The 11881-nt window shown below is 64.9% G+C and carries 10 protein-coding genes; 7 read left to right on the top strand and 3 right to left on the bottom strand.

The features are described 5' to 3' along the window. Positions 1-9: 9 nt before the first annotated feature. Complete coding sequence (locus tag AC066S_RS04025) at positions 10-1638, bottom strand: coiled-coil domain-containing protein (protein ID WP_478268957.1); 1629 nt, start codon at positions 1636-1638, stop codon at positions 10-12. A gap of 366 nt (positions 1639-2004) precedes the next feature. On the opposite strand from AC066S_RS04025, the gene AC066S_RS04020 reads away from it, so the two are divergent. Then, complete coding sequence (locus AC066S_RS04020; RefSeq protein WP_478268956.1) at positions 2005-2280, top strand: hypothetical protein; 276 nt, start codon at positions 2005-2007, stop codon at positions 2278-2280. A 52-nt stretch (positions 2281-2332) separates the two neighbouring features. Here the strand turns inward: AC066S_RS04020 and AC066S_RS04015 are convergent, their stop codons facing one another. After that, the gene (locus AC066S_RS04015) at positions 2333-3265 is read right to left on the bottom strand and encodes a helix-turn-helix transcriptional regulator (protein WP_126256576.1); all 933 of its coding nucleotides are present in this window, start codon (positions 3263-3265) and stop codon (positions 2333-2335) included. Between the two features lie 492 nt (positions 3266-3757). Here AC066S_RS04015 and AC066S_RS04010 point away from each other — a divergent pair, with 492 nt between their 5' ends. The 5 genes from AC066S_RS04010 to AC066S_RS03990 all read left to right on the top strand — a co-directional run bounded on the left by AC066S_RS04010 (position 3758) and on the right by AC066S_RS03990 (position 8895). Continuing rightward, a complete protein-coding gene (locus tag AC066S_RS04010; RefSeq protein ID WP_126256577.1) occupies positions 3758-4708 on the top strand; it encodes a helix-turn-helix transcriptional regulator in 951 nt (316 codons plus the stop codon). A 97-nt stretch (positions 4709-4805) separates the two neighbouring features. After that, positions 4806-5795, top strand: coding sequence for an alpha/beta fold hydrolase (locus tag AC066S_RS04005; RefSeq protein WP_478268955.1), 990 nt, complete (start codon positions 4806-4808; stop codon positions 5793-5795). Positions 5796-5833: 38 nt separating this feature from the next. Further along, positions 5834-7039, top strand: coding sequence for an NAD(P)/FAD-dependent oxidoreductase (locus AC066S_RS04000; protein ID WP_478268954.1), 1206 nt, complete (start codon positions 5834-5836; stop codon positions 7037-7039). 33 nt (positions 7040-7072) lie between these two features. Then, positions 7073-7984 carry an MBL fold metallo-hydrolase gene (locus tag AC066S_RS03995; protein WP_126256580.1) on the top strand — a complete coding sequence of 304 codons (912 nt, stop codon included), beginning with the start codon at positions 7073-7075 and terminating at the stop codon, positions 7982-7984. A gap of 164 nt (positions 7985-8148) precedes the next feature. Next, positions 8149-8895 (top strand): SDR family NAD(P)-dependent oxidoreductase, encoded by a 747-nt coding sequence (locus AC066S_RS03990; RefSeq protein WP_478268953.1) that lies wholly within the window; start codon positions 8149-8151, stop codon positions 8893-8895. A gap of 50 nt (positions 8896-8945) precedes the next feature. Here AC066S_RS03990 and cax read toward each other — a convergent pair whose 3' ends face one another. Further along, positions 8946-10049, bottom strand: a complete 1104-nt coding sequence (gene cax / locus AC066S_RS03985) for a calcium/proton exchanger (RefSeq protein WP_126256582.1) — start codon at positions 10047-10049, stop codon at positions 8946-8948. A gap of 443 nt (positions 10050-10492) precedes the next feature. On the opposite strand from cax, the gene AC066S_RS03980 reads away from it, so the two are divergent. Further along, positions 10493-11881: an MFS transporter gene (locus tag AC066S_RS03980; protein WP_126256583.1), complete on the top strand. Its 1389-nt coding sequence runs from the start codon at positions 10493-10495 to the stop codon at positions 11879-11881.

The following is an 11881-nucleotide window of genomic DNA, read 5'->3' as shown; positions in this document are numbered from 1 at the left end:
AGTGCACTCTCACCGCTGCAGCGCATCCAGCCGTTCCTTCGCTTCGCGAATACCGCCCCGGTGTGCCTTCGCGTAGAACTCTCGCGCCTTGGCCGCTTCGCCGCGCGTTCCATAAGTGCCCCAGGCGGACAGAACTGCCGGATCGTATGTCTCCGCGAGCATGAAGCTTGCCTGCGCAATGTCCTTCTCAGCCGCGAGCTCGAGTACGATCCGCGCTGCGCCGATATTTCCCTGATCGAGCAACGCCCTGGCGCGCGGGATCAATCGGGCCTCCGCCTCGTTTTGGCTTTGGTTTGCGGCTGTCAGAGGCTCCCCGAGGGCCGCTTCCACGCTCCGCGTCGCCGGCACGATCGGGCCTTCATCTTTTTTCGCCACCTCGAGGCGGGCATCGATGGGAGCCGATGCCGATGCACGGTCTTTTTGCCTGGCTTCGGTCCCGCTCCGCTCCTGGTGCAGCGACTGCCGCAGTTCGGCAATCTCCCGGTTCGCTACCTGTCTCTGCTGCGAGGCCGCATCATTCGCCTGGCGCAATTGCACGTTCCGGGTTTCGATTTCACGGCGCGTTTCGGCAAGTTCCCTCGTCAGCGCGGCCGCATGCGCCTGAGTGTCTTCGAGAGCGCGGCGTTGTGGTTCGGCATTGGCCATTACCGCTTGCGCGGCTTTGGCCTGGGCCACGAGGTCGGCGTTCTTCTGCCGCTCGTCCTGCAAAGACTGCCGCAGCTCCGCAACCTCTGCCTCTTGTTCCGTAGCCGCAGCTTCCGCCATGAGCGATGCGCGGGGTATTCCGGCAAGCTCGCTCGCGAGCGCGGCGGCACGCGACTGCGCCTCGTGGCGCTCTTGCTGAGCGCTCGCCGCTGCCGCCTGCGCGGCGTTCGCCTGCTTCACGAGGAAGCCACTTCTTTGCCGTTCCTGCTGCAGGGTCAGCTGCAGTTCCTCGATTTCCCGCGCCGCCGCATCTCTCTGCTGCGCGGCCGCATCGTCCGCGTTGCGGGATCGCGCGTTACCGGCGTCGATCTCGCGGCGCGCTCCGGCAAGTTCGTTCGCGAGCTCGGCGTTGTGGGCTTGCTCCTGTTGAAGCGATTTCCGCAGCTCGTCCGCGGCGATTTCCGCCGTGTGCGTGCGCTGGACTGCCTCGTCGAGCTCCCTGCGCGCCTCGGCCAGCTCGTTGGCCGGCGCTTCGATGCGCGGCGCCTCCTCGTCCAGCCGCGGGCTTGGTTGCACCACGCTTGCCGGCTCCGCCTGCATCAGGGCTTCGGTCGCTTCGCGCTGAAGGAGCGCCAGCGAACCGGTCGTGATCTCCAGCCGCTGATCAAGGCTAATGCCGCTCTCGCCGCCGATGCGCGTCATGTCCGATTGCGCGGTGAATGGTGTGAACACGCCGAGCAGTGAAGCTCCGAGGCAGATGAAGGGGACCAGAATTGCAGCCGCCACGAGCCAGCCGCCCGATTTTTCGTCTTCCTGATCGACATCCTCCGTTGCGGGATGCCAATGGGTGGGCGCAGGATTGATTGCAGAGCCGTCCCGCCAGACCCATTGATCCGCCCCAGGTGACCAGTGGCCGAGCTCAGCAGTCCCGGTCGCATCCTCTACCCAGATGTCTTCTCCGCTCCTCGGTGCTGTATCAATTAGTCGGCGCATGCCTCACGCCTCCCTCGACGGCAACTCCAATGGAGCGGATGGCTCGGCCTGTTCGCCTGGCTCAGTGCTCGATCAGAACACGGTAGATCGACGTAACGTTGAGGCGGCACGCCGCCATTATTTAAATTTATTAAATATATAAAACTCTATATAATTTAACTGCATGACAAGTCAATTAAATAATCAGTGCCGGGAGGGATTCGTCGGCCGCCGAGGCCAGGTTTGACGGCGCGTCATGGAGCAATGTCATTATCCAGCCTACGGCTCCGCCGCCCGCGGCTTGCCGCAGGCCGCCATCCCGGGTGAAATTGGAAGCCTCATGCCGACGGGCGACAGCCCTTCATCCCTGGCCCGCCGCGGGACGCCATGCCGAGTTTCCCTCAATGGTTCTTCCGAAACCGCGAGACCGGTGCCATCACCGTCGCGCAGTGGCCCAATCTCCTTTTGTGGATCGTGATCGTTGCGGGCGTTCTGCTTTGGATCTGGCCTTCCGCAGGCAAAGCCAGCGTCGGCTTGACGATCGTGTTGAAAGGCGGCCTCATCATCTGGGGCGTCGACGAGATCGTCCGCGGCGTGAACCCTTGGCGGCGCTGCCTCGGCGCCGCCGTGGTCATCTACGCACTCACGACCCTTCTGCTATAAGGTCGTGAACATGTTCGCACGACCTGCAGTGTCAGTCTCAGACAAGGGCAGATTACCGCTCGCGGCTTGCTGCTGCTCCCAGCACATCATGCCGCCATGCACCCGGGCTGACGCCGGCAATTGCCGAGAAGACCCGCGTGAAGTGGCTCTGGTTGGCAAAGCCGGCCGAGATCGCAACCTCGGACAATGATGGGCCGGGCTCGCTCATCAGACGCTTTGCGGTCCTCACGCGATGATGCAGAAGCCAGCGATGAGGCGGCAGGCCGGTGGCCGCGCGAAACGCACGTGAGAAATGGCTGGCGGAGAGGCCTAACTCCGCAGCGATCGCCTCCAATGGCAGCTTCCCGCTGAGATCCGCTTCGAGTTTGTCGCAGGCGCGCGCGAGCTGCCATGGCGCAAGCGCGCCGCGGCTGCCCTCGATCTTGTGCCGAAAGCCCCCATAGGCCTGAGCGACGTGGGCGGTGAGGGCCAGCATTGTGTGGTCGACGAAGAGCTGGTTTGCCTCGTCCGGCCGCCGCAGTCCCTCGCGCAAGGAGGCACCGATATGACGGACGATGGCATCATCGTGCCCAACAGGACTGCAGTCGAGCGTATCGATGCGCCGCGCCCCCGACTGATCAGCGAGACCATCGAGCGCGGAACGCGGCACGTAGAAATGCAGAGAGTGGAATGGCTTGTTGATCAAGTAGCGCGGGTCGACCCTGAGATCATAGAGATACGTCGTGCCGGCGTGGACATCCGCCTTCTTGATGTGACGCCCCTGCTCCCAGATCTCGCACTCCGGATAGTCGCGCAGCTTCAGACTGACGAGATAGGCATCTTCCGCGGCAAACGAACCGGAAAGGCCCGGCACGGGATTGTCGTTGCGCGCTTCAGTGACCGCAATCTTGGTGCTGCGCAGCGACCCTGTCGTCAGAGTGGGAGGGGCTTCCTCGAGGCGAAGGAATTCTGCAACCCGTTCACCGTAAGCGCCTGTCCTGGTCATCCTATGTCTTTTCCGTCACGTCGAGGGAGCAGGCCGCAGCAAGCTGCCATTTCCAGAGCGATATATCGGCTATTCACCCATTGCTGTCCACGACCGGAGACGTCGCACCGGGGGCGGTTCGGTCCTTCGCCTCGACCGAGCCACACCAGAATTTGTTAATTGCTTCAAAACGATGCGGTTCGTGCCTGATGCCTTAGATGCCCGACGACAGAGGCGCGGACATCACGATTTTTCACAAACGCACGGGGGGCCGCGCGCTCCTGTTGCCGCAGAGCAGGATCAGGCAAGGCACGGCAGCAATAGGAAAGACACAGATTTCCGCCCCGCCTAGAACCCGCAAATCTACTGCATCGAAACTCGACGGATCGCTTTGGACCCCAATCCATCCGGCGAGCGAAGATCACGGCATCGGCCGTTCGGCCCGCTTTGCTGCGGCAAAGACCATGATCAAGAGGTCGCGCGTCAGCGACGCGCGCACACGAGCGAGAGTCCATGAGCAAAGTTGTCTTGCGCGAATCCGCGAATGAAATCCCCGCCGCGCCTCGGGGGCAGCGCGACGTTGCCCTCGGAGGCGACCGGTCCGCTGCGGGTGTGGAGATGGCTCGCGTGCTCAGGACGGCTCCCTTTCGCATGGCGTTGGACGCCTCCGGCGCCGGGATTGCTCACTGGAAGCACGACCCATTGCACGACGTCGTCGAGCCCATGAGTCACCACGTCATCATGGCTTATAACGGCACGGTACAGCGCATGGAGCGGCGGTCCGGACGGTCGATCGCGATCGGGACGTTTCGTCCCGGCGTCGTCATCATCATTCCGGAGGGATCGACCTCCCGATGGGACATCCCGAAGCCCGTCGACGTCGTTCAGCTCTACCTGCCGCAGACAACGCTGAAGCGCGTGGCGGACGAAGCCGCAACCGGATCGCCGGCCGAACTCCTGGAGCGCACCGCGCATCCCGATCCCGTGACTTCCCGACTGTTGCTGAGTGCCGCGGATGTGCTGGAAGGGCACGAAGCGCTGGATACACTCTTCAGGCAACAACTCATGGATTTGCTAACGACGCGTCTTCTGGCTGCGCACACCGGTTCGCCGAGCGCGATCTTGCCGACCAGGGGCGGGTTGTCGCCGAAGACACTGCTCCGCGCAATCGAGCGGTTGCGCTCGGACAGTGATGCCGACGTCTCACTCGCAGCTCTTGCGGCCGATGCCGGCTTGTCGCGCTTTCATTTCTGCCGTGCATTCAAGGACAGCACCGGACTGTCTCCCCATGCCTGGCTGCGCCAGCACCGGCTCGAGCAAGCCATGAATATGTTGCGCGACACCGACGCGCCCGTCGTCTCGATTGCGGCCACGCTCGGTTACTCCTCGCAGACCGCCTTTGCCGCCGCGTTTCGAAAGCTCACCGGGGAATCGCCGAGCGATTGGCGGCGGCGCGCACGTTAGCAGCAATCGCGCTGCAATCGCGTCAATCGCGCTGGGGCATTGGCGCATGCGTTTCGCTAGGAATCATGGTGCCCCACACCTGAAACGGAAATGGCAAATGACCTTGATCAGCTCTGTCAGTCGGCTCGCGAGCACCTCGCGGCGAAACATTCTCGCAACAACTCTCTTGTACGCGGCGTCGTTGACCGTCCGCTCCACCTCGGCAGTAGGCAGCGACGTGGAGACCGCGTCCCTCTTGACCGGCAGGAACGACGGCACGAGCTCTGTCACCACCAGCGACGGCGTAAGGATCTTCTACAAGGACTGGGGACCGAAGTCCGCACAGCCGATCGTCTTCCATCACGGTTGGCCGCTCAGCTCCGATGACTGGGATGCTCAGATGCTGTTCTTCCTCGGCAAGGGCTTTCGCGTGATCGCCCATGACCGCCGCGGCCACGGCCGCTCGAGCCAAGTCGAAGACGGGCACGACATGGACCACTATGCGGCCGACGTCGCTGCCCTCGTCCAGCAACTCGATCTTCGCAACGCCATCCACATCGGCCACTCGACAGGCGGCGGCGAGGCAGCGCGCTACGTCGCGCGTCACGGCCGGGATCGCGTGGCCAAGCTGGTACTCATCGGCGCTGTGCCACCCCTGATGCTCAAGACTGAGTCCAATCCCGGCGGATTGCCTCTTAAGGTCTTCGACGGCTTGCGCGGGCGGCTCGCTGCAAATAGGCCGCAGTTCTATTTTGAATTCGCGAGCGGCCCCTTCTACGGATACAATCGTCCGGGCGCCGAGCCTTCGCAGGCGACAATCTGGAACTGGTGGCGCCAAGGCATGATGGGCAGCGCCAAGGCCCACTACGACGGCATCAAGGCCTTCTCCGAGACCGACTTCAGCGAAGACCTAAAGAGCATCGCTGTGCCGACGCTCGTCCTGCATGGCAGCGACGACCAGATCGTCCCCGTCGCAGATTCCGCACCGCTGTCGGCCCGGCTTCTGAAGCACAGCGCCCTGAAAATCTACGACCTGCTGCCGCACGGGGTCTGCACGACCCACCCCGACATCGTCAACGGCGACTTGCTCAGGTTCGTGACGGCGTAGCCTCGTCTTCATCGCAATCAATTCAAGGACCAGTCAACATGCGCATCGTCATCATTGGCGCCGGCTTCGCCGGCATGTATGCCGCCCTTTCAGCCGCCCGCCTGCGCGACATCCAGGGCGTTCCGCCCGACGAGCTCGAGATCGCGCTTGTCGCGCCCGAGCCGACGCTGGTAGTTCGGCCGCGGCTCTACGAACCGAACCCCGAGACCCTGACGGCACCGCTGCAGGACGTTCTCGAGGCGATCGACGTCGTCTATGTCAGGGGCCATGCCGAGACGATCGATACCAAGTCCAGAATCGTCGAGGTCGCTGCCGCGGAGGGCACGCGGAAGATGCTATCCTACGACCGGTTGGTGGTCGCCACCGGTAGCCGGCTGTTTCGCCCGAACGTTCCCGGCCTTTCCGAGCACGGCTTCAGCGTCGACCAACTCGATGATGCGATCGCGCTCGATCGTCACCTGCACGGGCTGTCGAACCGTCCGGCTTCGCAGGGACGCAATACCGTCGTCGTCGCAGGCGGCGGGTTCACCGGCATCGAAGCGGCGACCGAGCTGCCGTCACGCTTGCGCAAGATCCTCGGCAAGCACGCCCAGCTGCGCGTCGTCATCGTCGACCGCAACGAGGCGATCGCCCCGGACATGGGCGCAGGCTCACGTCCCATCATCGAGGAGGCGCTGCGCAAGCTCGGCATTGAGACCAGGCTCGGCGTCGGCGTGGCCTCGCTCGACAAGTCCGGCGTCACGCTTTCCAACGGCGAGCAGATCGAGTGCGAGACGGTGATCTGGGCCGCCGGCATGCGCGCAGCGCCGTTGACGGCGCAGATCCCTGCCGAACGCGACCAGTTTGGCCGGTTGCTCGTCGACCGCGAGCTACGCGTGCCATCGGCAAGCGGCGTCTTCGCCACTGGCGATGCCGCGCGGGCCGCATGTGACGATGTCGGCAATTACGCGCTCATGTCGTGCCAGCATGCGACCCGGATGGGCGCCTTCGCCGGCAACAACGCCGCCGCCGAGCTGCTGGGCGTTCCGACCAGACCCTATCACCAGAAAGCCTACGTCACCTGCCTTGACCTCGGCGAAGCCGGCGCGCTGTTCACCCGCGGCTGGGAGCGCACGGTCGAGATGGTCGGCGACGTCGCCAAGAAGACCAAGCAGGAGATCAACACGGTCTGGATCTATCCACCCAAGGCCGAGCGTGCCGCAGCGCTCGCCTCCGCCGATCCCGAGCGCGTCACAGCGCTATAGCAACTACCCCCCAACTTTGAAAAGGAGACCAACATGAATCTGCACAACGCTTCCATTGCCGCAAAACCCGAAGAGCTCGTGCCGTCGCGCTACGCGGTGCGCATCGGCGACATCGAGGTGCTGGTGGTCAGCGACGGCGTGCTGCCGCTCCCGACCACCATGCTGGCGCACAACGCAGACCCGGCCGTACGGGCCAACTGGTTGAGCGAGATGTTCCTGCCTCAGGATGCGTTCGACTGGGCACTGAATGCGGTGATGGTGCGAAGTGGCGACAAGACCATTCTCATCGACGCCGGACTTGGGTCCGATCCCGATCTGCATCTGCCGCGCGCCGGACAGTTGATCAAGCGCCTGGAGGCCGCCGGAATCGACCTCTCGTCCGTGACCGATCTCGTGTTGACCCACATGCACATGGATCACGTCGGTGGCTTGCTGGTCGACGGCGTGAAGGAGCGGCTGCGCAAGGACCTGCGGATCCACGTGGCCGCTGCCGAGGTCAAGTTCTGGGAGTCGCCCGATTTCACCCATACCAACATGCCGCAGGGATTTCCCGATGCGCTTCGGGCCGCCGCCAAGCAGTTCGTGAAGATGTATGGCAGCCAGATCCGGCCGTTCGAGGAGCAGCACGAGGTTGCACCCGGTGTCGTCGTACGCCGCACCGGCGGTCACACGCCAGGACACAGCGTGGTCCGCGTGGCGTCCGGCGGCGAGGCGCTGACCTTTGCCGGCGATGCCGTGTTTGCGGTCGGGTTCGACCAACCCGAATGGCACAACGGTTTCGAGCACGACCCTGAGGAGGCGGCGCGCGTTCGCATCCGGCTGTTGCGGGAGATCGCGCAGAGCGGCGAGCTGCTGGTGGCCACGCACATGCCGTTCCCATCGGTCGGTCATGTCGCGGCCGCCGGCGATGCCTTCCGCTGGGTACCGGTCTTCTGGGACTACTGACCGCTATCGAACAGGCCGAACTGGAGCCCTCACGGATGACTGAGCTCCCGCTCCGGATGAAAGCCCTCACGGCGGCCGGGACACCGAGAAATCGACCGCCGTGGCCTGCAAACTCGTCTTCAATCCAACCAATCGATGCGGTCCACCGCGCGAGAGACCAGAACATGCAAGATCAAAAAGTCGTTGTCGTCACGGGCGGCACATCGGGTATCGGACGGGCAGCGGCGCTGCGCTTCGCAAAGCAGGGCTACCGGGTGCTCATCACCGGCCGCCGGGCGAGCCTGATCGAGGAGACAATGCTGCAACACCCGAGTATCGCGGGAATGACGGCGGATGCGGCGTCCCCCGAAGATGCCAAGCGAACCGTTGCAAAGGCACTCGACAAGTGGGGCCGCCTCGATGCGCTGGTCAACAATGCCGGCGCCGGCGCAATTTTGTCACTCGCCGATGTCACCGTCGATCGCATCACAGATATCTCCGCCGTCAATGTGCTCGGCCCCAGTCTGCTCGCGTCCGCGGCGCTTCCTCATCTCAAGGCCGCGCGCGGCACGATCGTCAACGTCTCTAGCACCTTCGGGCACAAAGCGGCCGCGGGCCTATCGCACTACGCAGCCAGCAAAGCCGCCGTGGAGCATTTGACGCGATGCTGGGCCCTGGAGCTGGCCCCGTTCGGGATCAGGGTGAACGCCGTTGCACCGGGCCCAACAGAGACGGGCGCGCTGACGGGCATGATGGGATTGTCGGCGGAGCAGGCCGCAACGGTCGAGGAACAGGAGCGCGCCAGCATACCGCTCGGCCGCCGCGGCGTGCCCGAGGATGTCGCTGAATGGGTCGTCCAACTCGCCGGGCCCGCCTCGGCGTGGGTAACCGGTCAGGTGATCGCCATCGATGGCGGCCTGGGATTGGCATGATCCCGCGCGGCCACTGGCGCTGCCGGCGCAAGATCGAAGGGCACCGAACCTCACCCCTGGCCCGCCGGCGGAACCACGTACAGCGTCAGCGCGAACACCGCATAGATGAAGATCATCAGCGCGCCGACGAACCAGGCCGAGCGCCCGCTGGCGGTGATGAAGGCCGACGTCACCGTCGCGATCATCATCATGGTGACGGCGCCCGGCCAGAACTGCAGGTCCATCGGCTTCGGCCCCACGACATAGCTGAGCAGCACCAGCGCGGGTGCCACGAACAGCGCGATCTGCGAGGCGCTGCCGAGCGCGATGCTGACGGCCATGTCGAGCCGGTCCTTGCGTGCCGCGGCGAAGGCCACCGCAAATTCGGCGGCGGCACCGACCAGCGAGACGACGATGAAGCCGACGAAGGCCGGGCTCATCCCGAACGTTTCCGCCGCCTTCTGCACCGATTCGACGAAGATCTCGCTGACCAGTGCCACCAGCACGGTGACGACCAGCAGCGTGCCGACGGCTGTTCCGATCGGCCAGTGCGCCTCCTTGTCGTCGTCGCCGTGACCGGCGCTTGCGAACAATTCCTTGTGCGTTCGCAGCGAGAACAACAGGCCGAGCCCGTAAGCGAGGATGAGCAGGACCGAAATGCCGAGGCTGAGCTTGTTCAGGATGCCTCCACCCTGCGGCAGATGTTCGAGATCGGCGACCGCCGAAGGCGCAAGCAGGGCGACGGTCGCCATCAGCAACAGGCCGGACGAAAGCCGCGCACTGGCCCGGTTGTACTCCTGCACATGATAGCGCAGGCCGCCCAGCAGCAAGCACGCACCCAGCATGAACACGGCATTGGTGACGATCGCGCCCGCGATCGAGGCCTTCACCAGCATGTACTGGCCGGCGCGCAGTGCCGTGATGGCAATGATCAGCTCGGTCAGATTGCCGAGCGTTGCGTTGAGCAATCCGCCCACGGCATCGCCGGTCTTCGCGGCCACCGCCTCGGTGGCGTGGCTGAGCAGCGCCGCCAGCGGAACGATGGCCAGCACCGCGAGCACGAACAGCAGCGTGTGGGAATGCGGCGCCACCGCCTCGGCCACCAGCACGATGGGCACGAAGGCCAGCGTCCAGAGCAAAGGAGTTTTCCGGATTTCCCTGAGCAGGGTCTGCATGTGGCCGCCCTTCCATCGATGCGCTGATGGAAAGGTTGGGCGGCCGCACAAGCCGAGTGTTGATCTGCCTCAACGTCGGCCTGGTGGAGATGGCGCGTGCAGGACGCGCACGCGGCCTGCTCTCGGTTCGATCGCTGGCACGTTGGAATTCTGCCAGTGTTTTGCCCGACGGGTCAACTTCATCGCGGCTGCGACCGCCCGTTTGCGACACGGCCGGAAATGCCTTGTCGATCAAAGGGCCTTCTACTGTGCATGGGGTTGTTTTTCGACTTTTTGTTCGAGCGACGTGAAAGGACCTGGTGCGGGCGACCCGGCTCGGTCGCCCTTCCCTTTCCACGGCGCATCCGGCATCGGCGCATACACAGCATGCACGCATGAGCCTGTGGCCGGCCGCCAAGCCGTAGTACACGGCGCTTAGCCCACCGGAGCGACGCGCGAACGCAATGACAATCACGTTACCCGCTGCCGCGCGCGAGCCCGATCACCCCGCTTCCGACGGCCTGCCGACCGCGCGGCGGCGCTGGGCGATCGCCGCGATCTTCACCGCGCTGGCGATGGCCTCGCTCGACACCGCGATCGCCAACATCGCCCTGCCCGCCATTGCCGCCGATCTGCACGTCAGCCCGGAGCAGTCGGTCTGGGTCGTCAACGTCTACCAGATCGCGCTGGTGGCAACGCTGCTGCCGCTCGGAGCGCTCGGCGAGATCGTCGGGCACCAGCGCATCTATCTCGGCGGCTTGATCCTGTTCACCATCGCCTCGTTGTTCTGCGCGGTGGCGTGGTCGCTGGACAGCCTCCTGGTCGCGCGGACGCTGCAAGGTCTGGGCGCCAGCGGCATCATGAGCGTCAACACGGCGCTGGTGCGCTTCGTCTATCCCGGACGGATGCTCGGTCGCGGCTTCGGCCACAACGCGCTGGTGGTCGCGACGGCGTTCACCTTCGGGCCGTCGATTGCGTCGGCCATCCTGGCGTTCGGCCCGTGGCCCTGGCTGTTCGCCGTCAATATCCCCTTCGGCCTCGTCGCAATCGGCATCGGCTTTGCGATGCTGCCGAAGACGCCGCGCGCCGATCACGGCTTTGATTTCCTCGGCGCGATCCTGGCGTCGGCTTGCCTCGGCCTGTTCATCACCGGCATCGGCAGCGCCGCGCACAATCTGTCGCCGGTACTCGTGGGCATCGAGCTGGTCGCGGCGCTCGCGCTCGGCTTGATCCTGACGCGCCGGCATGCCGATCACCCGGCGCCGATGCTGCCGATCGACCTGTTCGCCCGGCCGATGTTCGCGCTGTCGGCGGCGACGGCCGTGTGCTCCTTCGCAGTCCAGGGCCTCGCCTTCGTCTCGCTGCCGTTCTATTTCGAGGACGTGCTCGGCCGCTCGCAGGTCGAGACCGGGTTCTTCATGACGCCATGGCCGCTGGTGGTCGGCATCATGGCGCCGATCGCCGGACGCCTCTCCGACCGCTATGCCGTCGGCCTGCTCGGCGGCATCGGCCTCGTGCTGCTCGGCCTCGGCATGGCGCTGCTCGCGACGCTTCCCGCCAACCCCGCCATTGCCGACATCATCTGGCGGATGGTGATCTGTGGGATGGGATTCGGCTTCTTCCAGGCGCCGAACATGAAGGCTGTGATGTCGAGCGCGCCGCCACATCGCAGCGGCAGCGCCTCGGGCATCGTCGCCACCGCACGCCTGACGGGACAGACGACCGGCGCCGCGCTTGCCGCCGCCTGCTTTGCGCTCGCCGGCCACGAGGGCGCAACGCTGGCACTGGCGCTCGGTGCCGGCTTTGCCGCCCTCGGCAGCGTCATGAGCTTCCTGCGGCTGGCGGTGAAGTAA

The organism is Bradyrhizobium sp. CFUWI (assembly GCF_056429085.1).
This window is presented reverse-complemented; position numbering and strand designations above follow the sequence as displayed.

Excerpts from the sequence above, each read along its gene's own strand:
- AC066S_RS03980 (WP_126256583.1), top strand. The coding sequence starts at position 10,493 with ATGACAATCACGTTACCCGCTGCCGCGCGCGAGCCCGATCACCCCGCT.
- AC066S_RS04010 (WP_126256577.1), top strand. The coding sequence starts at position 3,758 with ATGAGCAAAGTTGTCTTGCGCGAATCCGCGAATGAAATCCCCGCCGCG.
- cax (WP_126256582.1), bottom strand. The coding sequence starts at position 10,049 with ATGCAGACCCTGCTCAGGGAAATCCGGAAAACTCCTTTGCTCTGGACG.
- AC066S_RS04025 (WP_478268957.1), bottom strand. The coding sequence starts at position 1,638 with ATGCGCCGACTAATTGATACAGCACCGAGGAGCGGAGAAGACATCTGG.
- AC066S_RS04000 (WP_478268954.1), top strand. The coding sequence starts at position 5,834 with ATGCGCATCGTCATCATTGGCGCCGGCTTCGCCGGCATGTATGCCGCC.
- AC066S_RS04015 (WP_126256576.1), bottom strand. The coding sequence starts at position 3,265 with ATGACCAGGACAGGCGCTTACGGTGAACGGGTTGCAGAATTCCTTCGC.
- AC066S_RS04020 (WP_478268956.1), top strand. The coding sequence starts at position 2,005 with ATGCCGAGTTTCCCTCAATGGTTCTTCCGAAACCGCGAGACCGGTGCC.
- AC066S_RS03990 (WP_478268953.1), top strand. The coding sequence starts at position 8,149 with ATGCAAGATCAAAAAGTCGTTGTCGTCACGGGCGGCACATCGGGTATC.
- AC066S_RS03995 (WP_126256580.1), top strand. The coding sequence starts at position 7,073 with ATGAATCTGCACAACGCTTCCATTGCCGCAAAACCCGAAGAGCTCGTG.
- AC066S_RS04005 (WP_478268955.1), top strand. The coding sequence starts at position 4,806 with ATGACCTTGATCAGCTCTGTCAGTCGGCTCGCGAGCACCTCGCGGCGA.